This window comes from Vibrio harveyi NBRC 15634 = ATCC 14126 = KCTC 12724 (genome assembly GCF_001591145.1).
In the GTDB taxonomy this organism is placed as follows: domain Bacteria; phylum Pseudomonadota; class Gammaproteobacteria; order Enterobacterales; family Vibrionaceae; genus Vibrio; species Vibrio harveyi.
In genome coordinates this window covers 1-19,842 of record NZ_BCUF01000051.1, presented here as the reverse complement: position 1 = coordinate 19,842, position 19,842 = coordinate 1, and the positions used below count along the sequence as shown (strand labels likewise).

The window sequence follows — 19,842 nt, the reverse complement described above, 5'->3', positions numbered from 1 at the left end:
TGCATGCATTACCTATGCTTAGTTTCGAGGCTAAAACCCGAAGTTAAGTCCCCCTACAAAACAACAATTCTAATGTGGAGTGTGAATATGACCGCGCGTGAAAATGTAGTGCCGGTTCTGCTTGAAAAGGTATACCAACTAATTCAAGACAAACTCGAGCTTTCTCACCAACCGCTTGTAACTAAACTTGCTCAACACTTATTTAGTAACATTGCTGATGATGACTTGATTCAGCGAAACGAATCCGACCTATATGGTGCCGTTGTTAGCCTGTGGCATCATGTCAATGAAAAGAAACCAGAAGACATTTCTGTCAGGGTATTCAACCCAACTGTCAGCCGCCAAGGTTGGCAATCAACACACACTATTGTTGAAATTGTTGTTCCGGACAGCCCGTTTTTGGTGGATTCCATCAAGATGGCGTTAACGCGACTTGACCTTGTTTCTCACTTGATGCTCAACAACCCAACGCAACTAGAACGCGATAAAAAAGGGCAAGTGACGGACGTTAATGGCGAGGGTGGTGTTCTTCAATCTCTGTTCCATATCGAAGTTGACCGCTTAACCAGTAAAGGTGAAATGCAAGAGCTGAAAAATGAGCTACTGACCATTTTGTCTGACACGCGTTTAGTGGTTGATGATTGGAAACAAATGGTTGATAAACTTAAGATCGTTACTGATGATCTTGAAAAGAACAAAGATCGAGTTTCGATGAAGACTGATCGTTTAGATGAGACGATCGAATACCTACGTTGGTTAGGGGATCATAACTTCACCTTCATGGGTTACAAAGAGTATGATCTTGTTAGCGTCAATGGTGACACTGAGCTGCAACCTGTTAAAGAGAAAGGTCTTGGTCTCTTTGCCGATGACAATCGCATTCGCAGCATCAAGCTTTCTGAACTGTCCGACTCTGCACGCCTAGAAGCGAAAAAGCCTTACGCATTGATCATCACTAAGGGTAATCAGGCATCTCGTATTCACCGCCCAGCTTACACTGACTACATTGGCGTTAAGAAATTCGATAAGAACGGCAAAGTGATTGGTGAGCACCGTTTCACAGGTCTTTACACTTCTGCTGTATACAACCAAGCCGTACAAAGTATTCCTCTGATCCGCGAGAAAGTGGATCGTATTCTAGAAGCGAGTGGTTACCGTAACGGATCGTACTCGTACAAAGCCCTGCACAACATTCTAGAAAACTACCCACGTGACGAATTACTTCAAGCTCGTGAAGAAGAGTTATTAGAAGTGGGGATGGGCGTCGTTCAAATGCAAGATCGTGACTTGTTACGTCTATTTGTTCGTAAAGACCCGTTTGGTAGATTCTTCAGCTGTATGGTTTACGTGACAAAAGATCGATACAACACAGAGCTTCGTCGTCAAACGCAACGCATTCTTAAGCAGTACTTTGGCTGTGAACAAGAGGTTGAATTCACAACCTTCTTCTCAGAAAGCCCGTTGGCGAGAACCCATTACATTGTTCGTGTAGACAATAACAACATTGATGTAGACGTGAAAAAGATTGAGCAGAACTTAATGGAAGTATCGACTTCATGGGACGACCGCCTAAAAGAGTCTATCATTGCTAACTTTGGTGAAAGCAAAGGTCTTCCGCTTTCGAAAGAGTACATGAGCGCATTCCCACGTTCATATAAAGAAGACATGATGCCAGGTTCTGCGGTTGCAGATATCGAACGTCTAGAAGCGTTAAGCGACGACAACAAACTCGGCATGTTGTTCTATCGTCCGCAAGAAGAAGCGGCTGAATCGAAAGCAGTTCGCTTGAAGCTATACCACCGCGACGAGCCAATTCACCTATCCGACGTGATGCCAATGTTGGAAAACCTAGGGTTACGTGTGATCGGCGAATCGCCTTATGAGATCGAAACCAACAATGGTCAAACGTTCTGGATCCTAGATTTCTCAATGCTGCATAAGAGCGACAAGACCGTTGATCTTCGTGAAGCTCGCGATCGTTTCCAACAAGCATTCGCAGCGATTTGGGCTGGTAATCTAGAGAGTGATGGCTTCAACCGCTTGGTACTAGGCGCTTCACTGTCTGGTCGTGAAATCTCAATTCTTCGTGCATACGCGCGCTACATGCGCCAGGTTGGTTTCCCATTCAGCCAACAATACATAGAAGATACCCTTAGCCATTACCCAGATTTGGCAACGGGTCTAGTAAACTTGTTTGCCAAACGATTCGATCCAAAACACAAAGGCAGCGAGAAAGGTCAGAACGATCTTATCAAGAAAATAACCGAGCAACTGGATCGTGTTGAAAGCCTAGATGATGATCGTATCATCCGTCGCTACATGGAAATGATCACGGCAACGCTACGTACTAACTACTACCAATTGGACGAAAATAAGCAGCCGAAACCTTGGTTATCGTTGAAGATGAAACCAAGCGAAATCCCAGATATTCCTCAGCCAGTGCCTGCGTTTGAGATCTTCGTTTACGCACCTGATATTGAAGGTGTACACCTACGTGGCGGTAAAGTCGCGCGTGGTGGTTTGCGTTGGTCGGATCGTCAAGAGGACTTCCGTACTGAAATTCTTGGTCTGGTTAAAGCACAACAAGTTAAGAACACGGTTATTGTTCCTGTGGGTGCAAAAGGTGGCTTCGTATGTAAACGTCAGCCAACTCTAACTAACCGTGATGAAATCTTCGCTGAAGGTCAACGTTGTTACAAACGCTTCATTCGCGCGCTTCTCGATGTGTCCGATAACATCATCGAAGGCGAAGTTATTCCGCCGAAGAGTGTAGTGCGTCACGATGAAGACGACCCATACTTAGTTGTTGCCGCCGATAAAGGTACAGCAACATTCTCTGATTTGGCGAACTCTGTATCGGATGAGTACAACTTCTGGCTAGGTGACGCGTTTGCATCAGGTGGTTCTAACGGTTATGACCACAAAGCAATGGGTATCACTGCGAAAGGTGGTTGGGAATCGGTGAAACGCCACTTCCGAGAAATGGGCATCAACTGTCAAACCACTGACTTCACAGCAATTGGTGTGGGTGATATGGCAGGGGACGTATTTGGTAACGGTATGCTGCTATCTAAGCATATTCGTCTACAAGCTGCGTTTAACCATATGCACATCTTCATTGATCCAAATCCGGATTCAGCCACCAGCTGGGAAGAGCGTAATCGCTTGTTCAATCTCCCACGATCAAGCTGGGAAGATTACAACGCCGAGTTGATCTCGCAGGGCGGTGGTGTTTTCTCTCGTCGCTCTAAATCGATCCAACTAACGCCAGAAATCCAAAAAATGCTGGGCACGAAGAAAGCGTCTCTAGCGCCAAACGATCTGATTAAGATGATCCTGCAAATGGAAGTGGATCTGCTTTGGAATGGTGGTATCGGTACGTATGTTAAAGCTTCTAGCGAGACACACACTGATGTTGGCGACCGTGCAAATGACGTACTCCGTATCGATGGACGTGATTTAAAAGCGAAAGTGGTTGGTGAAGGCGGTAACTTAGGTATGACTCAGCTTGGTCGTATCGAATACGCAAGCACAGGCGGTCGTGTAAATACGGACTTTGTGGATAACGTTGGTGGCGTAGACTGTTCGGACAACGAAGTGAACATTAAGATCTTCTTGAATGGTTTAGTATCGAATGGCGATCTAACGGTTAAACAACGCAACCAGATTCTTGAATCGATGGAAGACGAAGTGGGCGAAATCGTATTGGATGATGCATACCGTCAATCTGAGTCTATTTCGGTGACTGAACAGCAAGGTGTTGGCATCGTTAAAGAGCAAATCCGCTTTATCCATACAATGGAGAAAGCAGGGTACTTGGATCGTGCTCTTGAGTACATTCCAGACGATGAAACCTTGATTGAGCGAGAGAAACAAGGTCTTGGTCTGACACGTCCTGAACTTTCAGTACTCGTAGCTTACGGTAAGATGGTTCTGAAAGAACAATTGGTTGCTGACGAAATTGCAAATGATGAATTCCATGGAAAACAGTTAGTTGCTTATTTCCCAAGTGAGTTACGCCGTAACTACAAAGATCAGATGGTAAACCACCCGCTGCGTGCTGAAATCATCGCAACAGCGCTGGCAAACCAAATGGTTAATGAAATGGGCTGTAACTTCGTGACTCGTCTTCAAGAAGAGACGGGCGCGAGTGTCGTTGATATTGCGAACGCTTACAGTGCAACACGTGAGATCTTCGAACTGGAAGATATTCTTAAGCAAACTCGTGCACTCGATAACGTTGCAACTGCAGAAGCACAGTATGAGATCATGTTTTATGTACGTCGCGCATTACGCCGTATCTCTCGTTGGTTACTTCGAAATCGCAGCGGTAAGAGCACAGTAACTGAGTTAGTTGCGCTATATAAAGACGATGTTCACACTATTACTGAAACGCTAGACACCATGCTAGTTGCATCAGAAGTGGAAGAGCATAACGAACTTGCTCAGAAATGGATTGAGCGCGGAGTAGAGGAGAAACTGGCACACCATGTAGCTCGTCTCTCTAGCCTACAGTCAGCACTGGATATTTCAACAGTAGCAAGCGAAACGGGTAAAACGGTTGAACAAGCCTCGAAGCTTTACTTTAATCTAGGTGACCGTTTATCACTTCACTGGTTCTTGAAACAGATCAATAGCCAAGCGGTTGATAATAACTGGCAAGCTCTTGCTCGTGCAGCATTCCGTGAGGATCTCGATTGGCAACAACGTCAATTGACTGCTCAAGTTCTAACTTGCGGCTGCTCAACAGAAGATCTAGACGTGATGCAAGCACTCGAAGATTGGATGACAACGAATGAATTGTCATTACATCGTTGGGAGAGCATCTTGAATGAATTCAAAGTTGGTTCCGTTCATGAGTTCGCTAAGTTCTCTGTTGCACTTCGAGAATTGGTTCTACTTAACCTGAACTGTTCTTCGAACGAATAGGGTAAGTGACTTTAGCAAAAGCCTCGCAATCGCGGGGCTTTTTTATGTTCAAATCATTATAACTTCACACAATACGTGACGCTGTAACTCATGATTTAAATTTTTCTGGCATGAAATCGTTTGCTTTTAAATAAAAAGCTAGCAATTTTGTATAGAGCATAGAGTGCTAATCAACTGTTTTTATGAACAAAATTAAAATGAGACATACTATTTTGCCGAATTCACTCATTTTCATTGAATTGCACTGAAAAACAGTAAATAATATTGACCCGTTTACACGGGGCTTTTTTCTTTCGGAGGCACAATGCTTTACCGTCTAGCCAGAACTGGCTTTTTCCAACTTGATGCCGAAAAGGCACATGATCTTGCAATCAAAAACTTCCAACGCTTTAACGGCACTCCTCTCGATCTTTTCTATCGTCAACAATTACCAAATCGTCCAGTAGAATGCATGGGGCTTACATTCCGTAACCCAGTGGGTCTTGCTGCTGGTTTGGACAAAAACGGCGAATGTATCGAAGCGTTTGACGCTATGGGCTTTGGTTTTGTCGAAGTTGGCACTGTTACGCCTCGTCCGCAACCAGGTAACGACAAGCCACGCTTGTTCCGCCTAGTTGAAGCGGAAGGTATCATCAACCGTATGGGCTTTAACAACCTAGGTGTGGATCATCTGGTTGAGAATGTGAAAAAGGCAAAATACAACTGCATTCTTGGTATCAACATCGGTAAAAATAAAGATACACCAATTGAGAAAGGGGCAGAGGACTACCTGATTTGTATGGAAAAAGTGTACGAGTATGCCGGTTACATCGCCGTGAACATCTCGTCACCAAATACACCAGGGCTTCGTTCACTTCAGTACGGTGAAGCGCTAGACGAATTGCTATCTGAACTCAAAGAGAAACAAGCAGAACTTGCAGAAAAGCACGGTAAGTACGTACCACTTGCGCTAAAAATTGCACCGGATTTGAGCGATGACGAAATCAGCCAGATCTGTGAGTCGCTAATTAAGAATAACATCGACGGTGTGATTGCAACAAACACAACGCTTGATCGCACAGTCGTTGAAGGCATGAAACATGCGAACGAAGCGGGTGGTCTAAGCGGACGTCCGGTTCAATCACGTTCAACAGAAGTTGTTCGTAAACTTCATGAAGAGCTTGGCGATAAACTTCCGATAATCGGTGTGGGTGGTGTTGACTCATACGTTGCAGCGAAAGAGAAAATGATGGCAGGTGCACAACTTGTTCAAGTTTACACTGGTTTCATCTACCACGGACCAGGTCTCGTACGCGATATTGTTAAAAATCTATAAGAGCAATCGCTAAATCGTTGAGAAATCGACGCTTGTTACTAAAAAAAGAGGAATTCGTTTCCTCTTTTTTTTTGCCCGTTCGTTTGTAAAATTTAAAAATCATGAGTAGGTAATTAAGCGTCTTACCTCTTATTACTGATTAACTAGTCACAAACAAGAGAACGGAATAATGCTTAAACCCAGCGACAAATGGAATTGGTATTTTGACGAGCAGAAAGCTTGCCTAATGCTGGATTTGGGGGAGGAGATGATTTTCCAAACCAATCTATGCCGTAAGCTGTTGGTCAATTGTGCCTTCTCAGACAATGAATTCACTGTTGATGACGCAAGCGCGTTTCAAACGTACAACGAACGAATCCGTTGTCTCGACATCAACGAATACCGTCAAGCCGAACTTACGCTCTATTGCGTAGCTGCAAAACGCTTTCATAAACCTGTTCAACCGAAGAGCTGGTTCTTCGACGCCCAATGCGATGGACATGAGCCAGAAGAAGGGGATATGGTCTTCCTAACAAATCGATATTCAGAAGGCGTATTCATCGTTCTAGAACCAGGTGAAACATCAAGCCTATGTGCTTACGTAGGGCAGGATGAATTTCTACTTGATGGCAACAAAGTACTGCCATTTGGGCAACCAATTAAAGTAATGCACGATCGCATGGTGTGTGCCAATCACTTATTCACGATGGCACCAATGGCGATGGTGGGTTAATTTCCTTTTGATTTTTCTTTATTTTCGTTCCTTTGTTTGCATTAATCGACCTCATTAGGTCGATTTTTTTTGCCTAGAATTTTCTGAATATCTCCTCTTGTGCACGCCAAATACATGCCTAGGTGAGGGCTATTTTGTATCTCAGATATGAAGTAGCTCACTTTTATTCCACTTTTTTCATTTTAGCATTTCCTTAATTTAGGCAACCAGACGCCTAATATTTCACCTTTTGTTCCCCTATACGCTCATTTTGTAAGTTAATTACACGCAAAATGAGTGGTTGGTATAGACCAAAAATGGTGTAAATAAGTATTCACTCTCGCTATGATGCTTGTCTTTACTAGAAAGTGATAAAGAGACGTATTCTGTTTGCAGATGTGCTGTGTTTTGATTTTCAACAGATGAGATTGGCGACTGTTTGAGCTAATAAAGTAAAAATGCCTTTAAAAACGAGGCATTGATCGTAAAGTCAGGTATAATCAAAGCCATTTTTTATCGACGAAAGAACACTATGAATCAATATCTCGCGGTAACTTCAAACGGCATGGAAAACTTGCTTGTTGAAGAACTGACTAAACTAGGCATTGAAAACGCCAAACCAGTACAGGCAGGCGTTAAATTTAAGGCGACGAATGAACAGATTTACCGTTGCTGTTTGTGGAGCCGCTTGGCGTCTCGATTTGTACGTGTTTTATCGGAATTTACCTGTAACGACGACATGGATCTTTACCTGTCGACGTCTTCAATCAACTGGGTAAACCAGTTCCATAGTTCAAAGCGCTTTGTGGTCGACTTCAATGGCACGAACCGCGAAATCCGCAACAGCCAATACGGTGCAATGAAAGTAAAAGACGGCATCGTAGATTGCTTTGAGAAGAAAGGACTTCCTCGTCCAAACATTAACAAAGAACGCCCTGATATCCGCGTTCACGTTCGTCTGCACAAAGACAAAGCCATTCTTGGTGTGGATATGGTGGGTAGTGGTCTTCATCAACGTGGCTACCGTCCAGAATCAGGTCGAGCTCCGTTACGTGAGACGCTTGCAGCAGCAATCGTAATGCGTTGTGGCTGGGATGGTTCACAACCGCTTCTAGACCCAATGTGTGGTTCTGGTACGTTGCTGATTGAAGCTGCGATGATGGCAGCCAATATGGCACCAGGCGTTAAGCGCAAACAGTGGGGCTTTGAAGCGCTAGAAGATTTTGAACCAGAGCTTTGGGCAGAGATTAAATCAGAGGCAAATGTACAAGCTCGACGCGGTGTCAAAAAAGTTGACGCTAAGTTTTTCGGCTTCGATAACGACCCGAAAGTATTGAAGGTTGCACGAGACAACGCTCGTAGAGCTGGTGTTGAAGAGTTGATTGAATTTGCACAAGGCGATGCAGCAACCATTACTCGTCCGGCTGGTTTCGAATCTGGCGTTATCGTTTCTAACCCGCCTTATGGTGAGCGTCTTGGCACTGAGCCTGGTCTGATCGCGCTATACACAGCGTTTGGTGGTCAGCTAAAAGCAGAATTTGGCGGCTGTAAAGCGTCTATCTTCTCAAGTTCAGACGAGCTACTAAGCTGTCTTCGTATGCGTGCGGACAAACAATTCAAATTGAACAATGGTGCGTTACCTTGTCACCAAAAGAACTACAGCATTGCAGAGCGCAGCATTGATGAAGTGAAAGGCGCGGACACTAATGTTCAAATTGCACCAGACTTCTCAAACCGTTTGAAGAAAAACATTGGCAAGATTGGTAAGTGGGCTCGTAAAGAGAAACTTGACTGTTACCGTATCTACGATGCGGATCTTCCTGAATACAATGTAGCGATCGACGTGTACGGCGATCAAATTGTGATTCAAGAATACGCAGCACCTAAGAATATCCCTGAAGAAAAAGCCAAGCGCCGTCTAACGGACATCATCCGTGCAACGATTCAGGTAACAGGTGTAGAAGCGAATAACGTAGTACTTAAAGTTCGTGAGAAGCAAAAGGGTCGTAGCCAGTACCAAAAATTAGGTCAAGTTTCAGAGACGCTTGAAGTGAACGAGTACGGAGTGAAGCTGATCGTAAACCTTCATGACTACCTAGACACGGGCTTGTTCTTGGATCATAAGATAACTCGTCGTCGTCTTGGCGAAATGGCACAGGGTAAAGATTTCCTTAACTTGTTTGCTTACACTGGCAGTGCAACAGTACACGCTGCAGTTGGTGGAGCGCGTTCTACAACTACGGTAGATATGTCTAACACGTACCTCAACTGGGCGAAAGACAACATGCAGCTAAACGGTTGTGTTGGTCGCCAGCATCGTTTTGAGCAAGCTGACTGTCTCCAGTGGCTTGAGAACGCCAAAGGTGAATATGATCTTATCTTTATTGACCCACCGACGTTCTCTAACTCTAAACGCATGGAAACGTCGTTCGATGTACAACGCGATCATATTAAGCTAATGACAAACCTTAAGCGTCTGTTGCGTGCTGGCGGTACGATTGTTTTCTCGAACAACAAACGTCACTTCAAGATGGACGAAGCAGGGCTTGCAGAACTGGGCTTAAAAGCGCAGAACATTTCTTCTCAAACTCTGCCATTGGATTTTTCTCGTAACAAACAGATTCACAACTGCTGGTTGGTTACTCACGTAGAATAGGGACGGAACAGTAAAAGGATGTTGAACGTGCTAACGCTTTACAGCACTGAAGGATGCCATCTCTGCGAGATGGCGTTTGACCTCGTTAGCCAGATTGGTCTCGCCGAACAAACACACATCGTCGACATAGCGTTCGACGATGCTCTCTTTTCTCGTTACGGCGTAACAATTCCCGTATTAAAATATCAAGATTCTGAGTTGAACTGGCCGTTTGACTTAGAAAAACTCAAACATTGGTTGGATAATAATGGCATTACTTACCATTCATAACGCACAACTTGCATTTGGCGACCACCCATTACTAGACAAAGCAGAGTTCGCTCTTCAAGAAAATGAACGCGTTTGTTTAGTTGGTCGCAACGGTGCAGGTAAGTCTACGTTAATGAAAGTGCTTGCTGGCGACATTTTGTTGGACGATGGCAAGATTCAAATCACCCAAGACGTCGTTGTTTCTCGACTTGAACAAGATCCACCACGCAATCAAGAAGGCACAGTTTACGAATACGTATCTGGTGGTTTAGCTGAAATCGGTGAGCAGTTGAAGATCTATCATGATCTTCTCGATCTTGTCGCTCAGGACCCAAGTGAAAAGAACATTAATCGTCTTGCTAAGATTCAAGAACAGTTGGATCACCTTAACGCTTGGCGCTTTGATGATCGTGTTAAGAATGTACTTGGGGCGCTAAAGCTAAGCCCTGAAACCAAACTGACTGATCTATCGGGTGGTTGGCAACGCAAAGCCGCTCTCGCTCGTGCACTTGTTTGTGACCCTGATGTATTGCTTCTTGATGAGCCAACTAACCACCTTGATGTAACGACCATCGAATGGTTAGAGAACTTTCTAAAGGACTTCAAAGGCTCAATCATCTTCATTTCCCACGACCGTGCATTCATCAAATCGATGGCGACACGCATTGTTGACCTCGATCGCGGACAACTCGCTTCTTTCCCTGGTGATTATGACCAATACTTAAATGACAAAGAAGAGATGCTTCGTGTCGAAGAAATGCAAAATGCAGAGTTCGACAAAAAGCTAGCTCAGGAAGAAGTGTGGATTCGCCAAGGCATTAAAGCACGTCGTACACGCAACGAAGGTCGTGTTCGTGCCCTTAAGAAGCTTCGTGAAGAACGTCGTGACAGACGTGAGGTTCAAGGTAAAGTTAACCTTAATATCGACGATGCTTCACGCTCAGGTAAGATCGTCTTTGAAGCTGAGAATGTCTCTTTTGCTTTTGAAGGCAAAAAAATCGTTGATAACTTTAGCTTCAACATTATGCGTGGTGATCGAATCGCACTGATTGGTCCTAACGGCTGTGGTAAAAGTACCGTTCTCAAGTTGCTATTAGGGCAATTATCAGCGCAAGGCGGTCGTCTTCATTGTGGAACAAAGCTCGAAGTGGCTTACTTCGATCAGTACCGTGAAATTCTTGATCCTGAAAAGACGGTTATTGATAACTTAGCAGATGGTAAGCAAGAAGTGATGGTTGGAGGGCGTCAGCGTCACGCATTGAGCTACCTACAAGATTTCTTGTTTGCACCAAAACGTGCTCGCACGCCAGTAAAAGCCTTATCTGGTGGTGAAAAAAACCGTTTGTTGCTGGCTCGTATCTTGTTGAAACCTAACAACTTGCTTATTCTTGACGAACCTACCAACGATTTGGACATCGAAACGTTGGAACTTTTAGAAGAAATGCTTGCCAATTATCAGGGTACGTTACTGTTAGTGAGCCACGACCGTGAGTTCGTAGACAATACGGTGACGACCAGTTGGATTTTTGAAGGTAACGGCATAATCGAAGAGTTTGTTGGTGGTTACCACGACGCAAAACAGCAGCGTGATCAAGTTCTTGCTTCGCGCAGTCAGGTTGAAAAAGCAGCGAAGAAAGAGAAAGTGGTTGAGGAAACTCCCAAAACTACGCAACCTAAGAACAATTCGAAGAAGTTATCGTATAAGCTGCAAAGAGAATTAGAGGCTCTTCCAGCTAAACTAGAACAATTAGAGGCGGATATTGAGACTCTACAAGAACAAGTGAACGACCCAGAGTTCTTCACTAAATCTGTAGAACAGACTCAACCGGTATTGGAACAGCTCGCTGCGGTAGAGCAGGAGTTGGAAATCGCGTTCGAGAGATGGGAAGAACTCGAAGCAATGCAACAGGATAGTTAAGAATTCGATGAATTGTAGTAACAAATTCAAATTAACCGCCATCGCTATGATGGTCGGTACGGCAATGAATGCCAATGCAGCACTGTATCAAGTAGTTGAAGTTTCCCCTGAAAACGTCACTACGGAAACAGTATACGGTGTCGCAATTCAACAAGGTGACGTGGATAATAATCCTGATACAGGAAAACCTTTCGCGCTGGGTTGTTTTGACAAAGGCGCAGATTGTGACTCAAAGCACTTTAAAATTGCGCTTGAAACGCGAGTAACCCCAATCTCAACTGGGCAAGAAGTCGACGGCGTTAGCTACCGTGAAGAAGTGCCATTTGCGATGGATTCGGGTTTCTTTTACGTACAAGAGTTCGATGACTTTGAAAGATACTGTACGAACGAACGTCGTTACTCAACATGTGAATCATGGGCATCAGTCCATTGGAGTCCTTGGAATAAAGAGGCTTTTAGTAAAGACTTTACTTCAAATGCACTAGCTTATGTTGAGGGTGATACACCTAATACTATTGATTCTGCAGCGTACACCAATAAGTACAACAATATCATTAACAGTCTTACTGCTGATGGTAAACCGGTTGGTAATCAGAGCGTTGTTAGTAGTTCCGACCCTTCGAATTTAGAAACTAGAAATACGGTTGTTGCTCCTGTAATCCCCAAAATTGAACCAAGCTCAGACACTGCTGTCGTTGTCGCGAGTCGAGCGTGGCGTACTGATGGTAAATTTACGGTCGGTAGTGTTTCAGAACGAGCTAGCAACGAAAATGGAACACACCACACTTCCAAAGCAGCTATTTGGGATGATTCTGGTACTGTAAGTCAAATCGCGTGGCCAAGTGGGAACTATATTGATGGTGAACGTTTAGCGCAAGGAAGTATGCGTGGCTTAGTTGAGGATGGAACTACTGTGTACGGTGTTGGTTACAATACCTACGATAATGACAACAACTACATGAACGCAACCGTATTCGTGGGAACGTTGGCGAAAGAGGGTTCAGTAGCTGGCTCCACGTGGAAAAATATAGAAGTTGATGGCGCGCAACAAAGAATCAGTGGCGATACGGTTCATACCAACTCACGTCTAACTGACGTAAACGCAAATTTTGTTGCAATTGGCGAAGCCAAACGTTCGGGTCTTTATCTAATGCCAACAGGTTCTGCTCCAAATCGCCTTTTCATTGTTGATAATGTGACTAACAGCTCAGTAAGTGCCTTCTACCCAACTTCTGGTATATTCTTTAGCGGTGCTGGCGGTCAAATGGGTGGCATCAACTCATACAATGAGATTGTTGGTCAATTAGACGCTGAGAAGACTCGTGAAGAAGAGGGTAAACCTCGCCGTAAACGTGGATTTATCTATCCATATGCTCAAGGTGGAACAGTTAGTGAGCGTGCTAAAGAAATCTTCGATGGCAAAGCATGGTTCCTCGACGATCTCACCAACGGTGCAAACGATCAGAGCGCAAGCGCCAGAGATATTTCTGACAGCAACAACGAGTTCCGTATCATTAGCGCTTCAGATATCAACGATGCCGGCGTTATCTCAGCGACAGCAATGAAGTGTGCAGGCGGTTATGACACAACAGCTCACAACTCTTTCTGTAGTAATGGTGAAGAGAAAATCGTTGCAGTCAAGCTTAAGCCGATTCCAGGCGCAACTAAAGCTGATATTCAATCACGCAGTGTTGAAGAGGAAGCTGCGGAACGCCAAGGCGCTGGTCTAGGATGGCTGGCTTTGACCATGCTGGGTCTATTCGGGTTCCGTAGAAAATAGTCAGTAATTTTTAAATCAAGCAGAGGCTCACAGAAATGAGCCTCTGCTTTTTTTATGCCTTGAGAAAATGCGCAATTTGATCGATTCTTGTAGATGGAGTCATAAAAACTCCATCAAAGTTTCACAATAACAGTAGTACGTTTGTAAATGGACCTGTATGAGGAATTAACTATGAAGAGACAAAAGCGTGATCGCCTAGAACGAGCTCAATCTCAAGGCTATAAAGCTGGGTTGAATGGAAGGTCTCAAGAGGCTTGCCCATATCAACAAATTGATGCTCGGTCTTATTGGTTAGGTGGTTGGCGTGATGCCAGAGATGAAAGACAATCTGGTCTCTACAAATAAACTCTCCACATACAAACAGAAGGATTTGAAAGGGCTCGTTAAGAGCCTTTTCTGCGTTTAAAGCGGATGTTTTTAAATGAAGCAATTTACGTGCGTGTCTAAACTAAATGCCATAAGATAAAGAAAAGGCTCCTTTGATAGGAGCCTTGATAAATACTTCAGAGTAGGAGATTAGAAGCTTGAAGTGTCTTGGAACAAACCCACTTTCAGATCTTTTGCTACGTAGATTTCTTTACCATCTACACATACACGACCATCAGCTAGACCCATTACCAATTTGCGGTTAACAACGCGCTTCATGTGGATCTCGTACGTTACTTTTTTCGCTGTTGGTAGAATTTGACCCGTAAACTTCACTTCGCCAACACCCAGAGCTCGACCTTTGCCTTTACCGCCAACCCAGCCTAGGAAGAAGCCAACAAGCTGCCACATAGCATCAAGACCAAGACAACCAGGCATTACTGGGTCACCAGGGAAGTGACAGTCAAAGAACCAAAGATCTGGAGTAATGTCCAATTCTGCGAGGATCAAACCTTTACCAAAATCGCCTTCAGTCTCAGACATTTTAGTAACACGATCCATCATTAGCATGTTTGGCGCAGGAAGCTGAGGATAACCTGGTCCAAATAGCTCACCTTGGCTAGAAGCGAGAAGATCGTCACGGTTGTAAGAATCACGTTTGTTTTGCATTATCAATTACTCCAATTTTTGATAGCTGCATCTTAGTGAACACGTGTACGCTAAACAACTCCGATCAGTACTAGACAAACCAGTTTTTGATGCGCTCCACAATTCCTTCTGGATGCTCATGTCTTTCAAAGTTTTCAATACGTTCGGCAATTTTACCAATGATGCTGTCGTCTTCACCGCGAAATGGTTTAGACATCAGAATGGGAATCGCTTCATCAACAGTAGAAACTGACCAAATATGGAACTCACCATTCTTAATGCTTTCTATGACATCTTTATGTAACGCGAGATGTTTTAGGTTAGATTTAGGCATAATCACACCTTGCTCTCCCGTAAAGCCTTGGTGTTTACATACTTGGTAGAAGCCCTCAATCTTTTCATTCAAGCCTCCAACGGCTTGCACGCGACCAAATTGATCCACTGCACCAGTAACCGCGATCTGTTGATTCACTGGAGATTCTGACAAGGCACTCACCAAACAACATAGCTCTGCTAAGGAGGCACTGTCTCCGTCGACTTCGCTGTATGATTGCTCGAATACAATCGAAGCGGAGTATGGTAGTGGTTCATCAAGATTCAGTGCTGAACTCACAAACGCTTGCATGATCATCATGCCCTTAGCATGTAGGTTGCCGCCAAGTTCTGCTTTGCGTTCGACGTCTGAAATATCACCATCACCAAAGTGAATAACACAAGAAATACGTGCAGGTTCCCCATAGGAGACAGGGTGTCCGGCCATATCAATCACTGTAAGACCATTAATTTGCCCAACCTGTTCGCCGGTCGTCTCAATGATCACTTGTCCATCAAGAATATCGTCCACAGCACGTTGTGGTAGGTAAGATTCACGGTAATATTTATCATCAATAGCACGATCAATATCGTCAAACTCGATACTCGATGAGTTTGAATACTGGCCAGCAAGACCTAACAGCTGGTTGTGCCACAGTACACCGAGAGGCAGATAGTGTTGATCTTCTGTATAGCGCATGCCGGCAAGAATTAATCTTCGGAAGGCTTCGTTACTCAATGCAGGGTGTTGGTATTCATGGCAAATCCAATTGACCAAACCAACGTATTTACTTAGGTTTTCTTGAGATAAGTGGATATCTTCTTCAACCTCAGTATACATCGTCAGACCTGTAGAAAAGTCTTCATCGACATATTCGATTTCCGCTAACTGGTTTCGATCGCCTGTAATGATCAGCTTTACATCGTAGTCTTGTGGTGCAAAAGGCGATGACGCAATTCGATTTGGTGTAAGGTTAATCGGGGCAAAGCTTCCACCTTGAACTGCTGCTTTAATGTTTGGCCAGCGCGCAGCGTTTGCAAGCACTAAGTTGGCAGGAACAACAAGATAACCGCCATCTGCTTTAGACAGTAAGCCAGACTCAAATGTCGTTTGACCATCTTGATTCACGCTGTAGCGATCAAATAACTCTTTGGCATCGAGTGACTCAACTGTCACAACAGGCGCTGGCGACTTATTCTTCAATACTTCGCTGACGAAACCACGATAAAGCGCATTATCAGTGCAATTCACTAATAAAATACGGGTTAATCCTCGAACACGAGTAAATCGGTCAATGGTCGCCTCAAGCCTAGGCTGAAGGTCAATAAAGGGCTTAATCGGTAGAGAAGTGGCTTTACTTAAAATCTCTTCGTACTGCTCGAAAGAAGGGGTGACATCTTGCCAGTTAACTTGGTTCATTCAAATTCATCATAATTTAGTCTTGCAAGCATTATAGCGAAACGGCGATCAACTCCCTAGCGACAATTTGACCAATCCAAAAATTCTGCAAATTCAGTTGATTAAACCTTCGACAAATGAGTGATCAACATCGATACTTTTATGAGTTTTAATTGCCGAATCTGCACACTTGGGTTACGCTGTCACCATAAGTGTATTGAGGGTCAGAAGGATGAAATATCAACAGCTTGAAAATTTAGAATGTGGTTGGAAATGGAAGTATCTCATCAAAAAGTGGAAGGATGGTGAAGCCGTTACCCGATACATCGATACGAGCGAAGCCGATGCCGCAATTGCCGAACTTCGTAAACTTGAGCATGAGCCAACCCAAGTTCTTACTTGGATTGAAAACCACATGTCTGAAGAGCTTGATAATAAGCTGAAGCAAGCGATCCGTGCTAAGCGTAAACGTCACTTCAATGCAGAACAAGTCCACACGAAGAAAAAGTCCATCGATCTAGATTATCGAGTGTGGGAAAAACTCTCCAATCGAGCGAACGAGCTAGGCTGTACGTTATCCGATGCTATTGAGTATTTGTTATCAGAGGCATCTCGAAGTGAAAAAGCCAGTATGAAGGTATCGTCGCTGAAAGAAGACTTGAGTAAATTGCTTTCTAGCTAAGGAGTATCAAATGCTTTACGTAATATTGATTGCTGCTGTTGTCATTTTTTGGCTTATCGCCGTAGATAGACCTGTCCTAAAAGTTAAGTTTGAACAAGGGCAAATATCGAAGGTGAAAGGTCACATACCGCCTTCTTTTAAACACAACCTGCAAGACATCGCTGAGCATTCTCCGTTTGATGGCGAAATGAAAGTCTATAACCAACGTACAGGTATGCGCTTAACCTTTTCCAAAGACGTGCCGAAAAAAGTTCAACAACGCATTAGAAACGTTTTTCCTCACCAAGGCTTTAAGTCCACCAAAGGTAAAAAGCGAGCTTAAGAAAACTATCAATTACTTATTCGTGTTAAACGGGACGCATTTAATGTGTCCCATTTTTATATCAGCAAAGTCAGTGAGTTAGAGTTTCACCTTTTACGAATTGAAAGGGAACTTCATGCGATACACTGTCACGTTTTTGTGCTTTTTATTTGGAATTTCTGTTGCTATAGCTGACGACTCAGAAATCAATCCTGTAGCGAAAAAAATCAAAGCGGAGCTTCAGAAGAAAACAGATAGGGCATTTGATGGTTACCACGGATATTGTGACTTGATGATTGAAATGGAACACAAAGGCAAGAGTGCAACGATCAAGAGAGTTAAAGGAAGTGGTGATAAACGCGTATGTCAGTTCACCAAATCAAATGTGAAAATTGGCAAACGTTATCGTTATAAATTCGCTGAAAAGTACATACGACTACACATAACAACGGGCAATTAGCATTCACTAATAATATTTCGATAATTAGTATTCATTTATAAGTGGAATTAATATCACATTCCATTTACTGCATGTGTCTTTATAGATAAACTTGCCGACAGGAAAATAAAAACAACGTTAGGAATATCAGTTTGTTGCTCACGCAAAAAAATTACACACCAGAAGCAATGGACATCGCGGTCAAAGTATCGAAAGAAGTCGAACTTAGACATGCCAAGTGGCTAGCTAGTATGAACCACCAAGTGGATCAGTCACAAGTGGATAAGCTCCTCAGTTTACAGGGGCGTTATTGTGACGATGTGATCTTTAGTGAAGAAGACAGAATCACGCGCAACCAAAGAATACTTCTCATGTGCGAACAAGAGCGAGTAAAAGAAAAACGCCAAATCGTGGAAGACAAGCAGAAAACACTGCAAAAAGTCATCAGCGATGTATCGAAAGTCGCCGATCGAATGTTAATGAAGAAGCTTGAAACGCTTCCAATTGATAAATTATCGAGCAATATACCCGCATTTGAGTTATTCGCATCGTTTGCCTATTCTCCATCTCTAAGCTTTTCAAAACTGACAGACTTGGCTAACAATAGCCATCAGCTAAGCTCAACGATTATAGATCTGATTGAGAACTCAAGACTGCGTGAGCGAGGAAGTGCGGCTAAAACTAGTTCAGATGCAAGAGTCGCGATTGGGCGCCTTGGAGTTGAAAATTGCCGCAAGCTATTCCCGGTTTTAATGGCGCGCCCAATGATGAGATGGTCAGATAATAATACTAAAATCCTGACTCCCAAGTTTTGGCAGCAATTGGTTTTGACTGCCAACGTCACCAAAATGCGATTGGAATCGGCAGATGTTCAAGATTCCGATTGTGGTGTTTTGATCGGAACGCTTCGTAGCTTAGGTAGCATCGTATTGATTAATCACTTCACAGATACGTTTGAAGACGCACTCATTGAAGTCATGCTGAACTATAGAAAAACGAACAGGAAAGATGAGTATTATGCCTGTGCCGATGTCCGACCAAATTCCGCTTTCTTGCCTAAAGTCATTGTCGATATGGAAGCTCTGGTGACTAAAAGACTTTTAGAAAACTTTCACTGGTCGAAGAATGTAGAACATATAAAAGTTGCTGTTCTTGAAGACATCGAAAGCAAACCCATCTTAGAGCGCAGTGTCTATGGAGCAGCTTTAGCGCAGGCTAGGGCATATGCAATCTATGATAACTTATCGAGAAGTGAAGTGTTTGCAGAAAAGCACAAACCATTTTGGTTTGCTAACGTCCAGATATCAGGGGAAGCATTGTCATCAATTAGAATGAGTGCTCCAGGAAAGATGACTCTTATGATGTAAAAGAGTCACAGTGTCACAAAAAAAACTCAAAGCGACTGTAACAAGTCGCTTTTTTAATGTCATAAGAAAATGAATAAACAAGTGACACCTCAGTATTGTTGAAGAACACAAGGTTACGACGTCACTAATGCTTAACTGTAAGTTCATCAAACGTCCAGTCACATCATCGATAAAGACTAATAGACAGCATTTGTCAGATCGTCCTTCAAACCAATCGTGGTAAGAGCCATCAATTTGAACGAGCTCGCCTAAACAATCACGTCGGTAGCGAGGTTGGTAAACTTTAGGCTTGCGTTGCGAATGCGGTGTCCATAAACCATCTGCAATCATCCAACTTCGTAAGGTCTCGTTAGATACTGGAAGACTATGTAACTCCGTTAGTTTTTCTCTGGCAAGTGTTGGAGAAAAATCAGAATAGTGATCACGAATCAGTTTTAAAACTGTGTCTCGGTAGTCACTGGGATAGCGGTTATTACTTGGCTTACCTCAAGCTTGGTGAGTCAATCCTACAGCACCGAATCCTCTCAGGCGATTCATAAGCCTCTTAACTTGGCGAACACTCAAATCAAGGATGTCTGCCGCGTCGACTCGTCGGATCCTACGATCGCAAACATCTTGGATTACTTTAAAACGATTGATATCAGAATCATTCATAGTAACTAGCATCTTAAACGCATCCTTAGCTGGTTGTAAGCAAAGCTTAGTGACTACGAGCTAAAGAGACATTTTAACTTTGGTAAATAGTGACATTGCAACTTTGCGACTACAAAATCAGTGCGCATTATGTATA

At 43.6% G+C, this 19,842-nt stretch carries 14 protein-coding genes and 1 pseudogene; 12 read left to right on the top strand and 3 right to left on the bottom strand.

Translation table 11 applies throughout. The features are described 5' to 3' along the window. Positions 1–87: 87 nt before the first annotated feature. From VHA02S_RS20835 to rmf, 8 genes are all read left to right on the top strand, one after another. Positions 88–4,929 (top strand): NAD-glutamate dehydrogenase, encoded by a 4,842-nt coding sequence (locus VHA02S_RS20835; RefSeq protein ID WP_038898064.1) that lies wholly within the window; start codon positions 88–90, stop codon positions 4,927–4,929. 304 nt (positions 4,930–5,233) lie between these two features. Continuing rightward, positions 5,234–6,244 carry a quinone-dependent dihydroorotate dehydrogenase gene (gene pyrD, locus VHA02S_RS20830; protein WP_017190185.1) on the top strand — a complete coding sequence of 337 codons (1,011 nt, stop codon included), beginning with the start codon at positions 5,234–5,236 and terminating at the stop codon, positions 6,242–6,244. Between the two features lie 169 nt (positions 6,245–6,413). Next, positions 6,414–6,956, top strand: a complete 543-nt coding sequence (locus VHA02S_RS20825; protein ID WP_017190184.1) for a cell division protein ZapC — start codon at positions 6,414–6,416, stop codon at positions 6,954–6,956. A gap of 511 nt (positions 6,957–7,467) precedes the next feature. Next, on the top strand, positions 7,468–9,591 hold the full coding sequence (gene rlmKL, locus VHA02S_RS20820; RefSeq protein WP_038898065.1) for a bifunctional 23S rRNA (guanine(2069)-N(7))-methyltransferase RlmK/23S rRNA (guanine(2445)-N(2))-methyltransferase RlmL: 2,124 nt from the start codon (positions 7,468–7,470) through the stop codon (positions 9,589–9,591). A gap of 18 nt (positions 9,592–9,609) precedes the next feature. Further along, on the top strand, positions 9,610–9,861 hold the full coding sequence (locus VHA02S_RS20815; protein ID WP_009702647.1) for a glutaredoxin family protein: 252 nt from the start codon (positions 9,610–9,612) through the stop codon (positions 9,859–9,861). Beyond that, a complete protein-coding gene (locus tag VHA02S_RS20810) occupies positions 9,839–11,758 on the top strand; it encodes an ABC transporter ATP-binding protein (RefSeq protein WP_005446816.1) in 1,920 nt (639 codons plus the stop codon). The genes VHA02S_RS20815 and VHA02S_RS20810 overlap by 23 nt, the downstream gene beginning before the upstream one ends. Before the next feature lie 7 nt (positions 11,759–11,765). Beyond that, complete coding sequence (locus tag VHA02S_RS20805) at positions 11,766–13,538, top strand: DUF3466 family protein (protein WP_038898066.1); 1,773 nt, start codon at positions 11,766–11,768, stop codon at positions 13,536–13,538. A gap of 171 nt (positions 13,539–13,709) precedes the next feature. Then, entirely contained in the window at positions 13,710–13,883 is a 174-nt protein-coding gene (gene rmf / locus VHA02S_RS20800; RefSeq protein WP_005446820.1) for a ribosome modulation factor, read from the top strand. A gap of 171 nt (positions 13,884–14,054) precedes the next feature. Here the strand turns inward: rmf and fabA are convergent, their stop codons facing one another. Further along, positions 14,055–14,573 carry a bifunctional 3-hydroxydecanoyl-ACP dehydratase/trans-2-decenoyl-ACP isomerase gene (fabA, locus tag VHA02S_RS20795; RefSeq protein WP_005390081.1) on the bottom strand — a complete coding sequence of 173 codons (519 nt, stop codon included), beginning with the start codon at positions 14,571–14,573 and terminating at the stop codon, positions 14,055–14,057. Positions 14,574–14,643: 70 nt separating this feature from the next. Next, positions 14,644–16,284, bottom strand: coding sequence for a S16 family serine protease (locus tag VHA02S_RS20790; RefSeq protein ID WP_017818129.1), 1,641 nt, complete (start codon positions 16,282–16,284; stop codon positions 14,644–14,646). A gap of 211 nt (positions 16,285–16,495) precedes the next feature. On the opposite strand from VHA02S_RS20790, the gene matP reads away from it, so the two are divergent. The 4 genes from matP to VHA02S_RS20770 all read left to right on the top strand — a co-directional run bounded on the left by matP (position 16,496) and on the right by VHA02S_RS20770 (position 19,052). Next, positions 16,496–16,945, top strand: coding sequence for a macrodomain Ter protein MatP (gene matP, locus VHA02S_RS20785; RefSeq protein ID WP_005446823.1), 450 nt, complete (start codon positions 16,496–16,498; stop codon positions 16,943–16,945). A gap of 10 nt (positions 16,946–16,955) precedes the next feature. Then, entirely contained in the window at positions 16,956–17,267 is a 312-nt protein-coding gene (locus tag VHA02S_RS20780; RefSeq protein WP_005446826.1) for a DUF3634 family protein, read from the top strand. A 115-nt stretch (positions 17,268–17,382) separates the two neighbouring features. Next, positions 17,383–17,706: a hypothetical protein gene (locus tag VHA02S_RS20775; RefSeq protein ID WP_038898068.1), complete on the top strand. Its 324-nt coding sequence runs from the start codon at positions 17,383–17,385 to the stop codon at positions 17,704–17,706. 131 nt (positions 17,707–17,837) lie between these two features. Further along, on the top strand, positions 17,838–19,052 hold the full coding sequence (locus VHA02S_RS20770) for an HDOD domain-containing protein (RefSeq protein WP_038898069.1): 1,215 nt from the start codon (positions 17,838–17,840) through the stop codon (positions 19,050–19,052). A 120-nt stretch (positions 19,053–19,172) separates the two neighbouring features. Here the strand turns inward: VHA02S_RS20770 and VHA02S_RS26395 are convergent. Continuing rightward, positions 19,173–19,706 (bottom strand): annotated as a pseudogene (locus VHA02S_RS26395) (transposase family protein); the annotation flags it as partial. Positions 19,707–19,842 lie beyond the last annotated feature (136 nt).